Genomic DNA, 20,225 nt, shown 5'->3' on the forward strand with positions numbered 1-20,225 from the left:
TTATTCAGATGAATTTTTTTAACAAAATAACTGCCATTGCACTGTTCTCGCTTACTGCCTTTCTTTCCTGCAGTGACGATAAGCTGGCAGACATCAACATAGATCCGAACAGGCCAGCCAATGTGCCTACCCCAACACTGATCTTATCGGCCGAGAAACAGATCATGGACAACATCAGGAACCTTGATTTTTCTCTGAACGGTGCCATGCTGTTTGCACAGTATTACAGTCAGAACATTTACACAGACCAGAGCCGTTACGATGTACCGCGGAATTATTCTGACCGTTACTGGGCTGATGGATTTAAGGCCCTGAACAACCTCAACGAGATCATCAAGCTGAATACCAATCCGGCTACCAAAGGCTTTGCCTCGGCCGGAACGGTTGCCGGTACCAATGCCAACCAGATTGCGGTATGCAGGGTATTAAAAGCTTTTACATTTCATTCGCTAAGCGATGTGTTTGGCGACATCCCTTATCAGTCTTACGCCGGCAAGGATCCTTCTTTTGAAGCTTTGCAACAGAACCCTGATAATTATACCCCTAAATATGCCAGCCAGGAAAAGATCTATACCGATCTGCTCCAGGAACTGGACCAGGCTGCCGATACTTTATGGAAATATTCGACAGCCAATACTTTTGGTGTTTCGGATGTGATCTATAAAGGGAACAATGAACATTGGGCAAGGTTTGCCAACTCTTTGCGTCTGCGTTTGGCAACAAGGATCAGGACCAAATTACCGGCGCTTTCACAGCAGCATTTTACAGATGCGCTGGCGCAGGGCGTATTTACTTCAAACCTGCACACTGCTGCCTTTAAATACAGCATTGCCGCGCCAAATGAGGCCCCGCTTTTCAGGGCCACAGTTACGGCCAACCGCAAGGATTTTGCCGTATCACATATCCTCATCAATTCTTTAAAAGGAGAACTGGGGCCTTTTACAACTGTCGATCCGCGTTTACCGGTCTATGCACTGCCCAATAAGAACAACCAGTATATTGGCCAGCCTTATGGCCTGCCACTTGAAGCGGCGGGTATCAACGAGCCAACAGACATCAGCTTGCCCGGTGCTTTGGTAAATGCAGCCGATTTTAGCGAAGTGCTTCAGGAATATGCTGAAGTAGCTTTTTTAATTTCGGAATACCAGAACTGGAGCGACAGCGAGTACAAAAAGGGTGTTGTGGCTTCGTTGACACGCTGGGGCATAGCCGAACCGGCAGCACAAACCTATGCCAATAACCTGCCTGCTGCCACTAAAGAAAGGGTGCTTACCCAAAAATACTTTGCACTCTATACCCAGGGGCTTGAAGCCTGGTCGGAAATCCGCCGTACTGGTTTCCCTTTGTTCCTGGTAAAACCAAACGATGTGGTGTGGACCAGGGTAACGCCTGCAGGCACTTCAGTATATACATTTAAGCCTATTTTTGGCAACGGGATCCCTAAACGCCTTTATTATCCTGTAAAAGAACAAAGTGTAAATAAAACCAATTACCAGCAGGCACTGGCTTCGCAGGGCGATGATGTGATCACTACTGCACTTTGGTGGAACAAATAAATACAGCTATGAAAAAAATAGTAATTTCCCTTTTTTGCCTGTTGCCCTTACTGGCAACCGCTCAGCAAAGTAAACCCGATGAACGCGGCTATATTGTAAAGGTGGGCGACAAGGCGCCCGACGATTTTAAGCTGGTATTGCATACCGGCGAAACCACTAGCCTTTCCAAATTAAAGGGCAAGGTGGTTGTACTGCAATTTACCGCCAGCTGGTGTGTGGTATGCCGGGAAGAAATGCCCCACCTGGAGCAGCAGGTATGGCAGGCCTATAAAAATAAAGGGCTGATGCTGATTGGTGTTGACCGTGATGAACCGCTGAAAGTGGTACAGAAATTTGCGAAAGACATGAAAATCAGCTACCCCCTGGCACTGGACCCGGGCGCAGCTATTTTTGGCCGCTTTGCAGATAAAAAGAGTGGGGTAACCCGTAATGTGGTGATAGACCAGCAGGGTAAGATTGTTTACCTGACCCGTTTATATGATGAACAGGAGTTTAAAGGTATGCTTGCCGCCATTGATAAGTTAATGAAGTAAGCGCTGTACACCAAACATAAAAAAGGCTAAGGATAACTTAGCCTTTTTTTATCAACAGATTATGGGGCGATGATGGTAAAGAGGTACACCATAAATATCACCAGCAGCACTACCCCCTGTAAAATATTGGTACGGCCTGTTGCCAGCGAGAGCATAATGGTAAACTGTGCCAGCAATAACAATACGGTAGCCTTCATGTCAATCCCCAGGGTGATGGTCATGCCTGTAACTATAGATACCATGGCTACTGCAGGTATGGTTAAGCCGATACTGGCCAGGGCAGAGCCCAGGGCCAGGTTAAGACTAGTCTGTAAACGGTTCTTTTTAGCCGCCCGGTAAGCGGCAAGCCCTTCGGGCAATAACACCACCGCAGCAATGATTACACCGACCAACGACTTGGGCGCACCAAAATTGACAACTGCATTTTCTATGTCGGGTGCTAAAGCTTTGGCCAGCAACACCACAATACCCAGACAAAGCAACAATAAAAACGTACTCACTAAAGCAACTTTAGCGGTAGGTGGTTCGGCATGTGTTTCTTCATTTCCGTCTGCATCAGGTGGTAAAAAGAAATCGCGGTGCCTGATGGTCTGTACCATTACAAAGGCACCATACAGCACCAGACATACTATGGCCACAAAAACGAGCTGGGTAGAAGTATATTCAGGGCCTGCTTTACTGGTGGTATAATTGGGCAGAATGAGTGTAAGTACCAGGATGGCCGTAAGGGTAACCAATGCTGCACTTACACCAGGCAGGCTAAACACCTGCTCTTTAAACCTGGCCCCACCTACCAGCAGGCAAAGCCCAATAATACCGGTTAAAATGATCATTACCGCAGCCAGCACCGTATCCCTTGCAAGGGCAGCCGTATCGGGCCCACCCGTCAGCATCAAAGAAACAATCAGAGCCACCTCTATAATGGTAATGGCCAATGCCAGCAAAAGCGTACCAAACGGCTCCCCTACCCGGTGTGCTACCACTTCTGCATGGTGTACCGCAGCCAGCACCGCAGCGATCAGCACTGCTGCCAGAAAAAAAGTATAACCGATACCCAGGTTCAGCGACACCCCAAAATAAGCCAGCCAGGCGATTACCGGGGCTATAATTGTCCATAAAGGCAATGGTATTTTTTTATTCATCAAATTTGCTTTAAGTAAAATACTGGACAGCTTCAGGTTCCTCAATTATTATGCTAAAAACAACAATTAAGCTGTAGCGTTTTGTAATTGTTACACGTTTTAAGATTAAAAACCAAATCAGCATGTATAAATATGTTTTAATCCTGTTTTGCGCTGCAATGCTTGTGGCCTGCGATAAAAAAGAGCCATCAGATTGTGGGAGATTGATCTGTACCCAGGAATTCCGGATGATCCTTTTTAATTTTACCGACAAAGATGGGAGAGGTGTTCCCGTTAAAAATTACAGTGCCATAAACCAGCGTACGGGCGAGGTCATTAAAACAACCGGTGGTGCAACTATCGATTTAAGCACGGGTACCTTTATTGTTATTGACGATTCTTCTTTAAAACAACTGTCTGCTGAAGGCGATGACATCAAGGTTACAGCTACTTATGAGGCAACGGGACAAACCAAATCGGCCATCTTAAAAGTTTCAGGCGGAAAATGTGCCTGCCACATCCAAAAAATTTCAGGCCCTGAAACTATCGCTTTTGATTAACAAAGCGTTTATTTTCATTTCTTATCATAGATCAATAATTTAACAGCGATAAGCACGTCTATTTGCATAAAAAAAGTTATGAAAAAAATATTCGTTTTGCTTGCAGTATTGAGTACTGCCCTTTTTGCTTTCAAAGCTGTTGCACCATCAACCTGGACGGCTGATCCGGCGCATTCTAAATTAGGCTTTGTGATTACCCACCTACTGATTACTGATGTAGAGGGATCTTTTAAAAACTTCGAATCAACCATCACTTCTTCAAAACCCGACTTTTCTGATGCAGTAATTGAATTGAGTGCGGATGTAAATTCGGTAAATACCGATAACGACAAAAGAGATGAGCACTTGAGAAGTGCCGATTTTTTTGATGCAGCTAAATTTCCTAAGCTGACCTTCAAAAGCACATCCGTAAAAAAAGTTGCCGGAAACAAATATAAAGTAAACGGGAACCTGACATTTCACGGGGTAACCAAACCGATTACTTTAGATGCGGTTTTAAGAGGGGTAACCACCAATCCAATGTCTAAAAAACCTACTGCAGGATTTAAAGTTAGCGGAACAATTAAAAGAAGCGATTTTGGATTTGGTGCCAAATTCGGTAATGCTATGCTTAGCGACGAGGTAACCTTAAACGCAAATACAGAATTTGTACAAAATTAAAGTACATATATAAACTATTGTACTTCATCAGGGAACGGAATCACTTTTCCACTTGCTTTTTCACGTGGAAGCTGTGCATTCCGTTCTTTAAGTGTTTTGCCCAATACCAGGGCCAGTTTTTTTACCATTCCCGGATATTTACCAGCCAGGTTATTTGCCTCCCGGATATCCTGGGCCAGATCATACAGTTCAAACTCCCGGTTCCGCATATTGTATAACAGCTTCCAGTTCCCTAAACGAAGCGCAGTAAAATAATTGATACCCAGTTTTTCATTCGCGGTCAGGTTAATCCATTTGTTGGGATAATGAAATACCAAAGGACGGTCCGGCGCTTTTAAATGAGGGTTTTTGAGGTATTTCACAAAACTTTGCCCATCCGTTTTTTGGAGTATCTTAGCTGGCTTAACCCCTGCCATTTCCAATATGGAAGGGAAAAAATCTTCAATGATCACCGGATTTTTATAAACTGAACCTGCGCTGGTTACACCTGGCCATCTTACAATCATGGGTTCCCTTATCCCACCTTCATATACCGAGCCTTTGCCCGACCTGAGGGGGTAGTTGTGTGTATTTAGGGCACCTCCCCTTTGGTGATGGTCTAGCCCTCCGTTATCGCTCATAAAAATAATGATGGTATTTTTGTCCACACCTTTCTTTTTTAAATAATCCATAATATCACCAAGGCTTTTGTCCATACCTTCAACCAGACTCGCATATCTGGCCTCGGTACTGTCAAGCCCCGCATCATAATACTTTTGTACAAAGCGCGGATCGGCCATTATAGGGGTATGAACAGCATAATGGGCCATATTCAGATAAAAAGGCTCCTTTCTGGCTATTGGTGTTTCCATTGTTTTCAGGGCTTCCTGTGTAAGGGCTTCTGAAAGAAAAGTACCTGTTTTAAAATACGCCTCTAAATCGGGTACCGCCTGTACCTGTGTCTTACCAGGCATATTGCCATAATTTTGCTCCGATAAATAGCTTTGCGGATGTCCGCCCGAATGCCCGGCAATGTTAACCATAAACCCTAAGTTGTAAGGGCTTGCACCTGGGGTACCTATTGCAGCCCAATGGGCCTTGCCAATATGAATGGTATAATAACCGGCATCTTTTAACAATTGTGGAAAGGGTGTTGCAAAAACTGTGCGCTCCGTTTCTGCATTATTGCTTAAACCGTTCATGTTCCATTCCAGGGGCTCAAACTGCTCATCCTTTTCATCAGCATCATTATTTTTAAGGGGTGATGTCCAATTGGTCACATGGCTCCTGGAGGCATTCATGCCTGTCATAAAACTCACTCTGGAAGGGGTGCAGACCGGTTGCGCATAAGCATCTGTAAATTTCATTCCTGCCTGTGCCAGCCGCTCCATATTGGGTGTATGGTAACGCTTGTTCAGGGGCATAATGCTGTCATAAAAAGGCACTGAAGTATCCATCCAGCCCATATCATCAACCATAAAAACAATGATGTTCGGGCGGATTGGTTTTTGATTTTGTGCAAAAAGAGTGGTTTTGACGGTCAGTAAGGCTATTATCAGAAGTTTATATTTTTTCATTGTGAATTGCTCATTGCGGAATATATAAAATTTCTGCGATATAGGCTGTATCCTTGGCCACCCGTTCAACCATTCACCTCGCAGCCGTTTTAATGCCTGAACATCGATTTTAAAAAAAAATACTCCGAACTGTAAAAAACTATTTAAATTACAATTGGTTATCCATGTTACGCTTATAAAACTAAAATTGTATACTTTTGGTGTGTAAGCTGGAGAATGATTTAATTATTAACTGTATAAAACCGTAACATTTTGAAGTTATACGCTCATCAATCCGTTGCCGAAGCACTGACCATCCTGAACAATGAAGGTCAGGATTGCCTACCTGTGTACGATGATGATGCAATCATTGGAAAAATCACGTATGCAGAGCTGAGGATTTTTGCAAATCATGATGAAAAACCGGGAAGTATATCCGCAGCCAAGCTTCATTTTGATCTGAGAACTGTCTTGCCGGCAATCAGGGCAATGCAAACAGCACAATACAAAAAAGAACAAAAACAGCTTAAAGTCAGAAAATGGACTACGCGCTTAAGTTCGGCAGCAGTAATCGCAGTTGTCCTGTTCGGCTTTGCCTGGTTGCTTTTTGAGCCCATCAATATGCCTTTTACAGATCAGGAAGAAGTATTGACTCCCGATTCCAACCATATTACCCTGACCTTTACGAATGGTGAAAAAATCGCACTGAACAGTGAGAAAGATGGTGTGGTGATTCATGCATCCCAATTATATTATAATGATGGATCTGCGTTATTACAGGAAGAGATAAGCCCAGACGTTTTGGCCAAAGGGATCATGGTGCTCAAGACACCTAAAAGTGGCATATACCAGGTAAGTCTTCCTGATGGCACGAAAGTTTGGCTCAACAGTTCAAGCCAGCTCAGTTTTCCTTCAACTTTTAAAGGAAATGACCAGCGCGCTGTTCAGTTAACCGGGGAAGCTTACTTCGAAGTTGCAAAAAGTGAAACACCAAAACATTTACCCTTCATTGTGACAACTGATAAACAAGAAATAAAAGTTTTGGGTACCCACTTTAACGTTAATGCCTACCCGAACAATCTGGATATAAAAACCACTCTGCTGGAAGGCAGGGTACAGGTGATGCCATTGTTATACGGTAAGCCACTGGCAAATGCCGATCCCGCTGTAACAGATCCCCTCCAGGTGATGGGTACCCGCAATGAGGCTGGTAATTTAAATTTAAACCGGGCTGTAATCCTGCAACCCAATCAGCAGGCCATTTTAACAGATCAACACATCACCGTTAAACCGGTGGACGGACAACTGGCCATTGCCTGGACGAAAAGGGATTTCACGTTCAGGAACATGCCGCTTGAGGACATCATGAATGTAGTGGCTGTCTGGTATGATGTGGATATTGTTTATCAGCAACAAACCATTGGAGCTGTACTTTTAGGTGGCTCAATCCAGCGGTCCGATAAATTAGCCGATGTACTGGCAACCCTATCACTAGCCTCTAACATGCACTTTAAAGTAGAAGGCAAACGGATTATTGTAAGACAATAAATAGCTGGCAACGCTAAAGTGCCCTGCCGGTTTCGTCATTCTTATCAGGAAAGTGGTGATAAACCTCCTGCTGTGGAAATGGAATCACTATACCCTTGGTCTTAAAGGCATTACTGATCGCTACGATCAGTGCACTTCTTGTTGCATAAGCTTCCGCCAGATGCTTTGTCCAGAAATAAATTTTTACATCAATGGTACTGCTGCTAAACTGTTCATACTGAACAACCGGAGCCGGATTTTTACTTACCCGCTGCTCTGCATTCAACAATTCAGTAAGTAATTGCCGGCATTGCTCAAGATCTGCATCATAAGCAATCCCAATCTGTATCGATATCCGTTTCCGGTTTCCACCCAGCGACCAGTTGGTCAGATGGGAATTTAACAGGTCGCCATTGGGCATCACTACATTGGCACCATCCCAGGTAGCAATTACACTGCTTCTGAAGCCTATCGATTTTACAATGCCGCCCTGACCGTCAACATCTACAATGTCGCCCACATTAACCGGTTTTTCAAAAGCAATGATCAGCCCGCTAACGAGGTTATTGACCAGCGTTTGCAGACCAAAACCTATACCCACACCTAAGGCACCAAGCACAATGGTGATCCTGTCTACCGGAATGCCAGCAGCTGCAACAGCTAAAAACAAGCCTATCGCCAGAATGGAAATACGGACCAGCAACAACCAGCTGCCAAGTCCCTGCTTTTCCTCCTGATCATTTTTGCCGGTGCTGAAGTGCTGATCGGAAGCAAAAAAGGATACGATTTTTGATACAATGACCGAAATGGTCATAATAACAATGAACAACACCAGGGTATTGATGCTGAAAGTATAATTACCGATGGTACGCTCACGCCCAAAAAAATCCTTAAAGGGGTCTACAATATAATCGAAACCAGCAAAATTACGACCAAATAACACAACCCAGCCTACAATAAGCAGCAAATAAAACAGTATCGGGGCCTTTGTCCCAACCTTTTTAAAATTGAGGTAAAACAGCTTTTTGTCCTGATGCGTATAAACGCTGAAAGCCAGGAAAAGTCCCTCATTAATCAACCGGATGGTCCACAAAAAGAGGATGGCAATCACTACATTCAGAAAACCACTGATGAGCAAAGTTTTAGACAGGTTATACCTTCCAAGCACATTGGCCAGTGTTGAACCAATTTCCAGCAAAACCATAAAGCCAATGGCAACAAGTATCAGTTTCTCCTTCAGTTCCTGTTTACGGCCTTTCAGCAATACAAGGATTCCAGCAATAGTCCCTGTTACCGATATGATCAACATAAACCACCTCTCGGTACGTGAAGCCTGAAGCACCATATTGTCAAAGGCGGCGACCAGAAAAAGCAGGAGCATCATCAGCCAAACCCTCATCCAGTACCGGGTGATAAATTTATTAAATATCAGCGTAAGACTAACCGAGGCTATTGTCCAGAAAACTACGTTTAAAATGAAGGGCGATGAGACAAACATAAACTGAAACAGGTTGACCACGATAATCAGGGCCGAGAGCAGCGGATACCGGAGTACCAGCTGCCCTTCCAGATCCGGTGTTAGCAGCCCATTCTCTCTATATATATTCTTTAACGAACGCAAATAAAAGAAAGAGGCAAAAACAAGTAAGAGAAGGACAACCAGCTTACCAGTATTGTTTTGGACATAAAATATCAGGGTAAGCAAGCCTTTTGCCTCTGCCTGCCGGAGGATTTCCTTAAATGACCGGTAATGCCCCGGTGACTCCCAAATATTGTTAAATTCTCTTTTGAAAGTATTTCCTGCCATATCTTTTTGATACAACTGTATTTCTTCCAGGGCCGTCTGCAGTCTAAAAACCAGCATATTTACCTGGTTAAGTAAGCTCTGCACATTATTTCCAGCCTGTTTCAATGCACTGTCTACCGGATGGACCTCATGGGCAAGCACAGCAATCTGTCCTATGTATTTGCTGAGTACCACAGAATCTGTCGAAAACTTAAACAGGTCTGGCGCACTCAGCAGTGAGTCCAGCTGGTACCGGAAGCTGCTCAATTGTTGCTGGTGAAAGTCAAGCTTTGTTTTTCTGGCGCCCGCTTTACTCAGTAACTCAGTTAAAATTTTGGACGTGGCAGTAAGGTTCCTAAAGGTCTGGGCGGTTCCCTTATTCGTCAGCACACCATCTCCTGCCATGGTAAAGTCTCTTTCAATCCTGGCCAGCTGCTCTTTTGTACCCAGTGTATCAATCCCCGTACTTAGGTAGACCTTGGCTATATGCATGGCCTTTTTGATCTCATCGATAATCCTGTTTTGTGCTATAGCCGCCTTGTCGGCAGCAAAATCATCTGCACTACTTTTTGCCGATACTTTGGCGAAGGCCTGCATCCTGCGCACAAAACTGCCTCCTGTATCCTTAACAGCAACTGTTTTACCAGTTGAATCTTTTTGCTGTGCAGACAATGAAATACAGGCAAACAGGCAAACCAATAAAGAGGCAATAGATTTCATAGTGATAAATGTTTTGATGAAGTTAAGCATCTTTCAGTAAAATTATTTCCGGAATATTCCTGATGTCTTAAAAAGATCAATTATCTTTAATTCAATGAAAGAGCTGAGCTCAGGCAGAAGGCTAAAAGCCATCTTTGGAGGTTCGATAGGTAACCTGGTAGAATGGTACGACTGGTATGCCTATTCGGCATTTGCCATTTATTTTTCAGCTTCGTTTTTTCCGGAGGGAAATCCAACCGTACAGTTATTGAATACGGCCGGCATATTTGCATTGGGTTTTTTAATGCGCCCCCTGGGTGGTTATATCTTTGGCCGCATTGCCGACCGTATTGGCCGTAAGCAATCCATGACCCTTTCTGTACTGCTGATGTCGCTGGGCTCTTTACTAATTGCCCTAACCCCTACCTACCAGACTATTGGTGTAATGGCACCAGTACTGTTACTGACTGCCAGGCTGCTACAAGGTTTAAGTGTTGGCGGCGAATATGGAGTATCGGCTACCTATCTGAGTGAAATGGCGACTAAAAACCATAGGGGCTTTTATTCCAGCTTTCAATATGTAACTTTAATAGGTGGCCAGCTCCTTGCCCTGGCCATCCAGCTGGTATTGCAAAAATTGCTGCTTTCAGATACACAATTGCACGAATGGGGCTGGCGCATCCCTTTTGTTTTTGGGGCCATACTTTCTATCGTAGCCCTTTATCTCAGGAAAAACCTGGACGAGACCAAAGCTTTTGAAAACCAAAAAGAAAATCAATCGGGTAAAAAGGGAACCATAAAAGAACTGCTAAAACACCCTAAAGCAGTAGTTACAGTAATTGGACTTACTTTAGGAGGTACACTGGCCTTCTATACCTATACCACGTATATGCAAAAATTCCTGGTCAATACAGTGCAGATGAGCAAAGAACAATCAACCCTCATGTCCTTTTTTACCTTATTCATTTTCGCCTGTTTACAGCCCCTTTTTGGTGCTTTATCTGACAGAATTGGCCGTCGCCCACTCCTCATCGGTTTTGGTATACTGGGTACCATCTGTACCGTTCCCTTACTCAGTACGTTAAGCCATACCACATCACAGTGGCAGGCCTTTTTTCTTTTAATGGCTGCCTTGATTATTGTAAGCGGTTATACCAGTATCAATGCCGTAGTAAAAGCAGAGCTGTTCCCCGCAGAAGTAAGGGCACTTGGCGTTGGGCTTCCCTATGCTTTAACTGTGGCTGTATTTGGTGGCTCGGCCGAGTACATTGCACTCTGGTTAAAAGAACGGCAATATGAATCGTATTACTACTGGTACATTACCTGTTGTATTTTTATTTCCTTAATGGTTTATGTTTTTATGAAAGATACCAAGGAACATTCTAAACTGAACCAGGAAGACAATTAATGCTTGCAAAATGTAACAGATAATTTACTATTTTAGCCTGCCAATATCACAACCATGCATACATCCAAAAAAGCCGCCATCAGCTTTATATTCATTACATTACTGATTGACGTAATGGGATGGGGATTGATTATCCCTGTAATGGCAGATCTTATTGCCCAGCTAAAAGGCATTTCAATTAATCAGGCCAGTACTTATGGTGCCCTGTTGCTTTCTGTTTTCGCCGTTACACAATTCCTTTTCTCGCCTGTAATGGGCAACCTGAGCGATAGGTATGGCCGCCGTCCGATTTTGTTATTTTCTTTACTAGGCTTCGGGATCGATTACATTATCCTGGCCCTGGCCCCCACTTATGGATGGCTATTTTTAGGTCGCATTATAGCCGGGATTACCGGTGCCAGCTTTACCACGGCTACAGCTTACATTGCCGATGTCAGTACAGATGAAACTTCTAAGGCCAAGAATTTCGGTCTGATAGGTGCTGCCTTTGGTCTGGGTTTTGTACTTGGCCCGGCCCTTGGTGCTTTTTTAGCTACCTGGGGTATCAGGGCTCCTTTTTATGCAGCCGCGGCACTTTGTTTGCTCAACTGTATCTATGGTTATTTTTTCCTGCCCGAATCCTTAAGTAAAGAACACCGCAGGGAATTTGACTGGAAACGCGCCAACCCTTTTGGTTCTTTAAAATTTTTAACCAATAATCCAAAAATCGGTAGCCTGGCCCTGGGCTTTTTCCTGATCTACCTGGGCAGCCAGGCCGTACAGAGCAACTGGAATTTTTTCACCATTTACCGCTTCAACTGGAGCGAAAAAATGGTAGGCATTTCACTTGCAGTTGTAGGTGTGATGGTTGGTGCCGTTCAGGGGGGGCTTACCAGGATTGTTGTTCCTAAGATCGGGAATGAAAAGAGCATTTACCTGGGTCTATCGCTTTACACCTTAGGACTGGTCCTTTTCGCTTTTGCTACCCAGGGCTGGATGATGTTTGCCTTCCTGGTACCTTATTGTTTAGGTGGCATATGTGGCCCCTCACTGCAATCTGCCATTTCAGGACATGCGCCCGCTAACCAGCAGGGAGAGCTACAGGGTGCATTAACCAGTTTGATGAGCCTTACAGCCATCATTGGCCCGCTGATCATGAACAATTCATTTGCTTATTTTACAAGCAGTAAAGCACCGTTTTACTTTCCAGGTATCCATTTCTTAATTGGGGGTGTTTGCATGCTGATCAGTATCTTTATCACTTATAAAGTATTGAGCAGGGAAAGAAATCCTCAGGTATAGAAAGTGCAAACGGACACTGGTACTTCTAAAAAAGTTACTCTCCGGATGGTACCTGAATGGCCACACCTGCCGGGATAGGTGTACCGAAATTTGGGCTCCCATCCGGGTTCCAGCTAAACTTTTGTAAGCGCATGTCCCGCGACCAACCTGGTTCTGTAGTTTTCTTGGCATGATAAAAGATCCACCATTCTTTGTTATCCGGAGATTGCGTGAAACTAGCATGTCCAGGACCAAAGACTTGTTCTGTTCCCTGAAACACAGGTCCCGTTTTTTCCCAGCTCTTCGCATCAAGCAATACTTTGGCCTCTTTTTTAAGTCTTAACAAGCCAAGGCGGTACTCTGGTGTCCAGGATTCGCGGGTGGAATACACAATAAAAACCTGTCCTTTACGAAGCAGAAACTGAGGGCCCTCGTTCAAGTTCAGTGGACCGCCTGTTTCCCATTGCTGGTCAGGACTGGAAATTTTTACCCTTTCTGAACTGATTGTCCAGGGATTGCTCATCCTGGCCAGATACAGGTGTTGAACTGTTTTATCGGTAGCCGCATTCTTTTCCCAACCAGACCATACAGCATAGAGTTTCCCTCTGATTTCTGCTACATTAACATCTATGGCCCAGATATTTCCGGTTTGATCTTTTGGGTCTGCACCGGTGCTTAACAGGCCTTTATCTATATATTTTCCCTGCGGGTCATCTGTTACTGATTCGAGTACGCCTGAACGCTGATAGATATACGGAGGGCCAGATTGGCCTGCCGCATAATAGATGTACCATTTGTTGTTGAAATAGTGGAGCTCTGGCGCCCAGATTTGATTGCTGTTCCAGCCTTTTCGAGGTGCATTCCACACGATAACTGCCTTGCCCAGCTTGCTCAGTTTATCCGATTTACTTACAGAAATACCTCTACCAGCGATCCCTCCGGTGCTCTGACAAACGTAATAATGGTTTTTGTGCCTGATCACCCAGGGATCTGCGCCCTGCCCTACTGGATTTACGAAGGTCCGCGCTTCGTTTTTTTCCTGGGCCTGCGTTGCTGTATGCCCTAAAATTAAACAGAACAATACAAGAAAAGAAAAACTGCTGGTTGTTATGGTTGGATTCATTTGTGATAGTTGGCTAGTTCGCGGATCAGTGAAGATAAAATACATCCCGGTTTCATTTTAAAGTCATCCAGTACTTCCCGCAATTGGGTTTGAAAATGATAGGCTACTGAACCGATGCAATTAAATTGATATTGACGGTAGTCGGGATAACAGGAAACGAGTTGTGAAAAAAATTCGGTAAATGCGGTACGCAGCAAATTATTGCTATAGGCGGCATCTACTTCATCAGATTTTAGGAACCTGGTGAAACCTGCACAAAACCTGTTGGCCTGGGGGCTGGTATAAATTCTGTTGATGATTGCTGCAGCATTGAGGCCATATTGCGCCTCAAATACACGTTTAACCGATTGTGGCATTTTATCGCGTAAATAATCAACGAGGATTTTCTTTCCTATAGCTGCGCCACTCCCCTCGTCTCCCAGAATGAATCCGAGTGAATCTATGTTGTGGGTGATATTTTTGCCATCGTAAATACAGGTATTGGTACCGGTGCCCAATATGGCAGCAAATCCGGCATTGTGGTTAAGCAAGCCTCTTGCCGCGGCAAGTAGGTCCATTTCGGCTTCGATGGTTTCACATTGTGGAAAAGCCTCGCGCAGGATGCTTTCTATAACGGCTGTCTGTTCGTCTTGACAACCAGCTCCATAAAAATGCAGAGCTTTGATGTCTGTGTGTTGCAGGTACGCCGGTAAATTGTTTCGGATGGAATTCAGAATGGATGCGGGTTCGGAAAAAAAAGGATTGTATCCTTCAGTCATAAAATAACGTTCTTCTCCTTCGGGGTCTATTAAGCACCAGTCTGTCTTGGTCGACCCGCTGTCGGCAATTAAAATCATGTGTTGATCAGTTAAATTTTTAGTTTTCCTATCTGATGACCGGACACTGCATAATAGCCAATGGCTATATAACAGGGAATAACCATCCAATAGGCCTGTTGTGGGTTGAAATGGTCGGTGAGGTATCCGTACAACAGCGGAAGCAATGCTGCTCCGGAAATGGCCATCACCAACAGAGAAGAGCCTGTTTTAGTAAATTTACCCAGTCCTGCAATAGCTAGTGGCCAGATGGAAGGCCACATGAGCGAATTGGCCAGACCGAGCAGGGCGATAAACACCACGGAAGTTATGCCTGCGGTGAAGATAGCTGCCAGGGCAAACACAATCCCTAGCACAGCAGAGGTTTTAAGTGCTGTTTCCTGGCTAAAATAACGGGGTATGCAGACAATACCGATGAGGTAACCGACGAGCATACTGATGAGTGTAAAAGAACTGAAAAACTTTGAAGCGCTGAGTGGAATACCATGGAAGGTGCCATAGCCTATAATGCTGTTTCCGGCAATTACTTCTACCCCGGTATATAAAAACAGGATGAATACACCCAGTATAAGGTGAGGAAATTGCAGAATTGAGGTTTTAGCCGTGCGGCCATCTCCGTCCAGATCAGCCTCTAATTCGTCCTCATCAATTTCAGGCAGGGCCGAAAACCTGATAAGAATGGCCATTATCACCAATAGACCTGTAATAATCAGGTAAGGTATGATGACTTTATCGGCAAGCGCATTGAGCTCCAGGTTCTTTTGCACGGGGTTTAAGTGGTTCAACTTTTCTTTTAGCGCATCTGCATCATTTAAGATCACCGCACCCAAAATTATGGGTGCAAGGGCGCCTGCGATGCCATTACAGATTCCCATGAAACTGATGCGCCTTGCCGCACTTTCTTTAGGACCAAGTATGGCTACGTAAGGATTGGAAGCCGTCTGCAAAATAGTCAACCCGGCACCCTGAACAAACAAACCCAGTAAGAATAATGGATAGAAGCGGTTCATGGCAGCAGGCATAAACAATAATGAACCTATGGCTACGAGTAGCAAACCAATGGATAGACTGTTTTTAAAGCCTGTAATTTTTAATAGCCATCCGGAGGGGATACCCATTAGAAAATAGGAAATGTAGAAGGCAAATGCAACCAGATAGGATTGAAAGTTATTCAATTCGCAGGCCAGCTGTAAATATGGGATCAATACAGAACTTAACCAGGTAACAAAACCAAATATGAAAAAGAGTATGCCAATGATGACGAGTGGGTTTAATCCGGCTTTATTTGCCATGTTAATAATTTTTGGATTTAATGCGGTCTATAATTGTTTCGTACAGGTTTAAAGGGAACACAGCGGGCTGTCCATACCAGAAAAAAGAGTCTTTACCTTCGTATACTCCGGCATTGATGTGTTTGGAGGTGGGAAGGTAACTGGAAACATCATTGCAATAACCAGCCACACTGACCAGCTTTCCGGGCCACAATTTTTTGATCCCGATACTGTAGTCGGTTACCGTTTCCCTTGAAATACCTACCAGTTTCCAGTTGCCAATATTGAAAGTCTGCATGTAGACCGGCATGGTTTGCGGCATTTTATCTTGGCTGTCCAGCTTAGCCATCAAATTGGCCCATCGCACATTCTTTTCTGCATATACATCATTCGGTGAGTTGCCATTTTCCTTTCCAAAAGCCAGGATTTGTTCCCTGCTCCATCTGTTGACCGGAAAATTAACTGAATCCAGGTGAAAGTCGATCTTCCCGCTCAACTGCTGCATCGGCTGTTGGAGAATGGTTTTAACATCTGCTGCGAGGTCGCTTCCCGTTTTGTTGTGGTTTGCTTGTACTGGATTAATATCGCCACCGCATCCCTGGATAAAGATGGCTTCTTTAATACCTGCCTCCTTTTCCAATACTTTTCTGGCTTCACCCGGATAATTGGCACTGAGGGTAAAACCCTCTTCACCCAAATTGCTGAATACAGGGTGACAGCCGGTGAGGAATACTATCGATTTGGTATGGTCGGCAGTATTTTCTATCTGAAGCACGTCTAGGGCATTGTCATAAGGTGCATCTGGCCCTTTCAGGGTCCGGTTATGGCCTATTGCTGTACTTCCCCTGCCGAAAGAAAGCAAAGATGACCTTCTGTTTTTGAGGGCCTGACTTATTGCTTTTAAGACTGCTGGTCTGACCACACCGTTCAGGTACAAAGTATCCGGCAATTGATGGCTGCCCCATGTGGTCCAATCCTGGGTGGAAGGTGCAAAATGGGTATGGGAGGCATTGATGAGTACTGCCTCCGGCCGGATGTTGTGCTTTTTGTAAACCTCTTGTTTGATTGACGTAATAAAACTGGTATTAAAGCCGCAAAGGTCAGTGCCGACCATGACCACCGATTGATCTCCTTCGCCAATGGCTACCGCCTTAACGGTTAAGTCGCCCTCGGTTTGCTGTACCGCGCGATATATTTTATTGTCTTTACCCAGACCATAGAGCTGGTTTTTATGTACCGTGATCGCTTTTAAATGAACCCTGTAAAACACATTATTAAAATTTGCAAAGCGGATCCATTCTGCAGTCGGGTCTGAAGCATCCAGGCGATACAGTTCATCTTCGGCGGTCAGCGCCATCAACCGTTCTTTATAGCTGATCACACTAAGGGTTCCCGGAGGAAAGCGATTGGCATCAACCAGGCTTTTCCACTTGTTGCCCAGCTTTTTAGCTTTAAAATGTGAAAGTGATAAAGCAGATTCCTGCCATTTAATGTTAAACCGCCCTCCCCTGGGCAGCCCATATCCTGCCAGTGCGAGCGAAAATGGTGAACTTTTGGGTTCCAGGCTCGCTGCGGCAGTCCCTGCCTGATAGACGGTTTGGGATTGTACGGATATGGAGGAGCCCAATAGCGTGCCGCTTAGCAGCAGAAAGGATAAAATGCGCACTTTCTTCATGAAAATAGGTTTATTGATAACTGAATAATGTGGTTGTGCTGATACTCCTTTTGCCAGAAGGCGCCACAACAACTGATTTCATCTGGCGTTTCTCGCCTTTGTGCAAGATAATGTCAATTGGCTTTTCGTACAGGTAATCTGTTTCCCGGGCATCCTGGCCCTCAAAATTATAATAAATTTTTCCCCCTTCAACAGAAGGCTTCAACGTAACCTTAAAATTACGACCGTTCAAGGTGGTGTCGGTTATCCCAATTGGTCCGGGAACCCGGTACAGGATCTTTGAGCGGTCGAGTACAGCCAGATGTCTGGGCAGCCTGCTTTCAAAAAAATCTATGGCATTTTTACGTTCCAGCGGTGTCCAGGCGATTTCTGCCAAGGCCATTAATCGCGGATAAAGCATGTATTCTACCTTACGGTAAGTATCCATATGTTCCGTCCAGATGGGCGCTTCTACACCGATGATGTGTTTCTTTTGCGCAGCGGTAAGGGATGAAGGTGTAGGATCGTAAGCATATATGCGCTCAGCAGGGTTAAATCCCCATCCGATCGCCAGGGGTTCTAATGGCCTTGGCCCTTGTAAAAAATCGAAGTATACATGTGACATTGGTGCCATCACTACATCGTGGTTTTCCTGCGCTGCTTTGATGCCTTCTTCTATGCTGCGCCAGGCCATCACTGTAGCATTTGGCGCCAATCCACCTTCACGGATCTCATCCCAACCTATAATTTGTCTGCCCTTGCTGTTTACGAAACGCTCGATGCGTTTTACAAAATAACTTTGCAACTCAAATTCGTTCTTTAATTTTTCATCTTTGATCCGTTTCTGGCAATACCGGCATTTTTCCCAGCGTTTTTTCGGACATTCATCGCCGCCGATGTGGATATACCTGGAAGGGAATAATGCCATCACTTCGGTAAGCACATCTTCCAGCACCTGGAAAGTCTGCTCTTTGCCTGCGCAATAAACATCTTCAAATATCCCCCAACTTTGTGCCACTTTAAAAGGACCGGGTTGATCACCACAGGCAAGTTCGGGGTAAGCGGCCAGGGCCGCCAGAGAATGCCCTGGCAGTTCAATCTCGGGGATTACTGTAACTTGCCTTTCGCGGGCATAAGCTACAATTTCTTTGATCTCCTGCTGGGTGTAAAAACCCCCATAAGGCAGGTGATCCTGGCCATTGAGTGAATCTGCATAATGACTGATCTGCGTACTTTCCCGAAAAGCACCCACAGTAGTCAACTTTGGATATTTTTTAATCTCTATCCGCCAGCCATGGTCTTCGGTCAGGTGCCAATGGTAGACATTCATTTTATATTTTGCCAGCATATCAATCTGGCTTTTGATAAAGGAGACAGGATAAATGTGGTACCCCACATCCTGCATGATTCCCCGGAAAGCATACCTGGGCTGGTCCTTAATCTCGGCACCTGTGACCATTAGTCCGTTCCCGGTATTTTCTATCATTTGCAGGAGCGTTTGCAGTCCATAGAATAACCCAGCTTCATCACCCCTGATCTCAACCCCCCGAGTATTTGACAATAAGGTGTACGCCTCTGCTGCCATTTCCTGTGTTTTAACAAAGGAAATCACTGCGTTGCTGAGCTTCGTCACGCCTGGTTTAAAGGAAAGCTGCAGCCCATAATTCTTCTTCAGGTAATCTTGTAAGAGGGTCGCAGTCTTTTTACCAGCTTGGTCTGTATAGCCCAGCTTTGTTTGTGGAGAAAGCCTGAAACTGCCGCCACTAAGCTTAACTGCTGCAGGTGCCGGAATTACTTTTAACAAGCCGGTCTGACTTTGCGAACAGACCGACAGCGGAACCGATAGGATTAAAAAAAGGAAATACCTCAACATGATCAGTTTTTGCTTTAAATAGATTTACTAGACAAATTTTCCATAGCCTCTTTTACCGAACCATATTTTAACAAGCCCTGTTTAGCTTCTTCATAGTCGGTAAGGCCAATTTTGTCCATCAGCATCAAAACAGCGCGGTCCAGGATCTTATCGTTGATCAACTTTACGTTGACCATGCTGTTGCCCTCTACACGTCCAAGACGGATCATGGTGGTGGTGGAAATCATGTCGAAGATCATCTTCTGCGCGGTACCGCATTTCATGCGTGTACTCCCCGTAATAAATTCAGGACCGGTGATCACTTCTACCGGAAAATCCGCCTGCGCGGCAATTCCAGAATCAGGGTTACTGACGATACAGCCTGTAGTGATTTGGTTTGCCCTGCATTTCTTTAAGCCTTCCAATACAAAAGGAGTACTGCCGCTTGCTGAAATGCCGATCACGATATCCATAGGCGACACCTGTGCTTCGCTCAGTTTTGTCCAAGCCTCGTTTACGTCGTCTTCGCACTCTTCAAGCGCTTCTGCCAGCTGAGCTACTCCACCGGCCAAAACCACATTGACCCTTCCTTTTTCTATGCCGTAAGTTGTAGGCAGTTCAATCACATCCAAGACAGATAATCTGCCCCCGCTTCCAGCACCGATATAAAACATCCGGCCACCAGCGGCTAGCTTTGCGATGATCTGCTCAATCAACACATTAATTTGAGGTAAGGCAACCTTTATTGCGGCCGCTACCTTCGCATCTTCCTGGTTGATGTATTGCGTAAGCTCCTCAACTGATTTGGTTTCCAGGTGATCATATAACGATGCTTGTTCTGTAATTCTAGTCATTTGCATTTTAT

At 44.8% G+C, this 20,225-nt stretch carries 16 protein-coding genes; 7 read left to right on the top strand and 9 right to left on the bottom strand.

The window, feature by feature from the left end:
* Nucleotides 1–8: 8 nt before the first annotated feature.
* Nucleotides 9–1,556, top strand: a complete 1,548-nt coding sequence (locus PHEP_RS16840) for a SusD/RagB family nutrient-binding outer membrane lipoprotein (protein ID WP_015809188.1) — start codon at nucleotides 9–11, stop codon at nucleotides 1,554–1,556.
* A gap of 8 nt (nucleotides 1,557–1,564) precedes the next feature.
* A complete protein-coding gene (locus PHEP_RS16845) occupies nucleotides 1,565–2,089 on the top strand; it encodes a TlpA disulfide reductase family protein (RefSeq protein ID WP_015809189.1) in 525 nt (174 codons plus the stop codon).
* A gap of 59 nt (nucleotides 2,090–2,148) precedes the next feature.
* On the opposite strand, the gene PHEP_RS16850 is transcribed toward PHEP_RS16845, so the two are convergent.
* Nucleotides 2,149–3,231, bottom strand: coding sequence for a calcium:cation antiporter (locus PHEP_RS16850; RefSeq protein WP_015809190.1), 1,083 nt, complete (start codon nucleotides 3,229–3,231; stop codon nucleotides 2,149–2,151).
* A gap of 122 nt (nucleotides 3,232–3,353) precedes the next feature.
* Here PHEP_RS16850 and PHEP_RS16860 point away from each other — a divergent pair, with 122 nt between their 5' ends.
* Together PHEP_RS16860 and PHEP_RS16865 are read left to right on the top strand one after the other, a co-directional pair.
* On the top strand, nucleotides 3,354–3,770 hold the full coding sequence (locus PHEP_RS16860; RefSeq protein ID WP_015809191.1) for a hypothetical protein: 417 nt from the start codon (nucleotides 3,354–3,356) through the stop codon (nucleotides 3,768–3,770).
* Between the two features lie 78 nt (nucleotides 3,771–3,848).
* Nucleotides 3,849–4,430 carry a YceI family protein gene (locus PHEP_RS16865; protein WP_015809192.1) on the top strand — a complete coding sequence of 194 codons (582 nt, stop codon included), beginning with the start codon at nucleotides 3,849–3,851 and terminating at the stop codon, nucleotides 4,428–4,430.
* 14 nt (nucleotides 4,431–4,444) lie between these two features.
* Here PHEP_RS16865 and PHEP_RS16870 read toward each other — a convergent pair whose 3' ends face one another.
* Nucleotides 4,445–5,986, bottom strand: a complete 1,542-nt coding sequence (locus PHEP_RS16870; protein WP_015809193.1) for a sulfatase — start codon at nucleotides 5,984–5,986, stop codon at nucleotides 4,445–4,447.
* 252 nt (nucleotides 5,987–6,238) lie between these two features.
* Here PHEP_RS16870 and PHEP_RS21735 point away from each other — a divergent pair, with 252 nt between their 5' ends.
* Nucleotides 6,239–7,513, top strand: a complete 1,275-nt coding sequence (locus tag PHEP_RS21735; protein WP_015809194.1) for a FecR family protein — start codon at nucleotides 6,239–6,241, stop codon at nucleotides 7,511–7,513.
* Nucleotides 7,514–7,526: 13 nt separating this feature from the next.
* Here the strand turns inward: PHEP_RS21735 and PHEP_RS16880 are convergent, their stop codons facing one another.
* A complete protein-coding gene (locus tag PHEP_RS16880) occupies nucleotides 7,527–9,998 on the bottom strand; it encodes a mechanosensitive ion channel domain-containing protein (RefSeq protein WP_238326490.1) in 2,472 nt (823 codons plus the stop codon).
* A gap of 94 nt (nucleotides 9,999–10,092) precedes the next feature.
* Between PHEP_RS16880 and PHEP_RS16885 the strand changes: the two genes are divergently transcribed.
* Both PHEP_RS16885 and PHEP_RS16890 read left to right on the top strand, forming a co-directional pair.
* Nucleotides 10,093–11,385 carry an MFS transporter gene (locus PHEP_RS16885; RefSeq protein ID WP_015809196.1) on the top strand — a complete coding sequence of 431 codons (1,293 nt, stop codon included), beginning with the start codon at nucleotides 10,093–10,095 and terminating at the stop codon, nucleotides 11,383–11,385.
* Between the two features lie 54 nt (nucleotides 11,386–11,439).
* A complete protein-coding gene (locus PHEP_RS16890; RefSeq protein WP_015809197.1) occupies nucleotides 11,440–12,666 on the top strand; it encodes a TCR/Tet family MFS transporter in 1,227 nt (408 codons plus the stop codon).
* A gap of 34 nt (nucleotides 12,667–12,700) precedes the next feature.
* Here the strand turns inward: PHEP_RS16890 and PHEP_RS16895 are convergent, their stop codons facing one another.
* From PHEP_RS16895 to PHEP_RS16920, 6 genes are read right to left on the bottom strand one after another with little or no spacing between them, the layout of a single operon-like run.
* Nucleotides 12,701–13,768, bottom strand: coding sequence for a glycoside hydrolase family 43 protein (locus PHEP_RS16895; protein ID WP_015809198.1), 1,068 nt, complete (start codon nucleotides 13,766–13,768; stop codon nucleotides 12,701–12,703).
* Nucleotides 13,765–14,604, bottom strand: coding sequence for an N-acetylglucosamine kinase (locus PHEP_RS16900; RefSeq protein ID WP_015809199.1), 840 nt, complete (start codon nucleotides 14,602–14,604; stop codon nucleotides 13,765–13,767). The genes PHEP_RS16895 and PHEP_RS16900 overlap by 4 nt, the downstream gene beginning before the upstream one ends.
* Nucleotides 14,605–14,615: 11 nt before the next feature.
* A complete protein-coding gene (locus tag PHEP_RS16905; RefSeq protein ID WP_015809200.1) occupies nucleotides 14,616–15,875 on the bottom strand; it encodes a sugar MFS transporter in 1,260 nt (419 codons plus the stop codon).
* A gap of 1 nt (nucleotide 15,876) precedes the next feature.
* Nucleotides 15,877–17,529 (bottom strand): hypothetical protein, encoded by a 1,653-nt coding sequence (locus tag PHEP_RS16910; protein ID WP_015809201.1) that lies wholly within the window; start codon nucleotides 17,527–17,529, stop codon nucleotides 15,877–15,879.
* Nucleotides 17,530–17,539: 10 nt separating this feature from the next.
* A complete protein-coding gene (locus PHEP_RS16915; protein ID WP_015809202.1) occupies nucleotides 17,540–19,381 on the bottom strand; it encodes a beta-N-acetylhexosaminidase in 1,842 nt (613 codons plus the stop codon).
* A gap of 14 nt (nucleotides 19,382–19,395) precedes the next feature.
* Entirely contained in the window at nucleotides 19,396–20,214 is an 819-nt protein-coding gene (locus PHEP_RS16920; protein ID WP_036674213.1) for an N-acetylmuramic acid 6-phosphate etherase, read from the bottom strand.
* Nucleotides 20,215–20,225 lie beyond the last annotated feature (11 nt).

The sequence above is a fragment of the Pedobacter heparinus DSM 2366 genome (assembly GCF_000023825.1).
GTDB lineage: Bacteria > Bacteroidota > Bacteroidia > Sphingobacteriales > Sphingobacteriaceae > Pedobacter > Pedobacter heparinus.

What these genes read in the sequence shown, in the direction of transcription:
- PHEP_RS16910 (WP_015809201.1), bottom strand. Translation starts at nt 17,529, where the DNA reads ATGAAGAAAGTGCGCATTTTATCCTTTCTGCTGCTAAGCGGCACGCTA.
- PHEP_RS16915 (WP_015809202.1), bottom strand. Translation starts at nt 19,381, where the DNA reads ATGTTGAGGTATTTCCTTTTTTTAATCCTATCGGTTCCGCTGTCGGTC.
- PHEP_RS16860 (WP_015809191.1), top strand. Translation starts at nt 3,354, where the DNA reads ATGTATAAATATGTTTTAATCCTGTTTTGCGCTGCAATGCTTGTGGCC.
- PHEP_RS16885 (WP_015809196.1), top strand. Translation starts at nt 10,093, where the DNA reads ATGAAAGAGCTGAGCTCAGGCAGAAGGCTAAAAGCCATCTTTGGAGGT.
- PHEP_RS16895 (WP_015809198.1), bottom strand. Translation starts at nt 13,768, where the DNA reads ATGAATCCAACCATAACAACCAGCAGTTTTTCTTTTCTTGTATTGTTC.
- PHEP_RS16920 (WP_036674213.1), bottom strand. Translation starts at nt 20,214, where the DNA reads ATGACTAGAATTACAGAACAAGCATCGTTATATGATCACCTGGAAACC.
- PHEP_RS16865 (WP_015809192.1), top strand. Translation starts at nt 3,849, where the DNA reads ATGAAAAAAATATTCGTTTTGCTTGCAGTATTGAGTACTGCCCTTTTT.
- PHEP_RS16845 (WP_015809189.1), top strand. Translation starts at nt 1,565, where the DNA reads ATGAAAAAAATAGTAATTTCCCTTTTTTGCCTGTTGCCCTTACTGGCA.
- PHEP_RS16900 (WP_015809199.1), bottom strand. Translation starts at nt 14,604, where the DNA reads ATGATTTTAATTGCCGACAGCGGGTCGACCAAGACAGACTGGTGCTTA.
- PHEP_RS16840 (WP_015809188.1), top strand. Translation starts at nt 9, where the DNA reads ATGAATTTTTTTAACAAAATAACTGCCATTGCACTGTTCTCGCTTACT.
- PHEP_RS16880 (WP_238326490.1), bottom strand. Translation starts at nt 9,998, where the DNA reads ATGAAATCTATTGCCTCTTTATTGGTTTGCCTGTTTGCCTGTATTTCA.
- PHEP_RS16905 (WP_015809200.1), bottom strand. Translation starts at nt 15,875, where the DNA reads ATGGCAAATAAAGCCGGATTAAACCCACTCGTCATCATTGGCATACTC.
- PHEP_RS16890 (WP_015809197.1), top strand. Translation starts at nt 11,440, where the DNA reads ATGCATACATCCAAAAAAGCCGCCATCAGCTTTATATTCATTACATTA.
- PHEP_RS16850 (WP_015809190.1), bottom strand. Translation starts at nt 3,231, where the DNA reads ATGAATAAAAAAATACCATTGCCTTTATGGACAATTATAGCCCCGGTA.
- PHEP_RS16870 (WP_015809193.1), bottom strand. Translation starts at nt 5,986, where the DNA reads ATGAAAAAATATAAACTTCTGATAATAGCCTTACTGACCGTCAAAACC.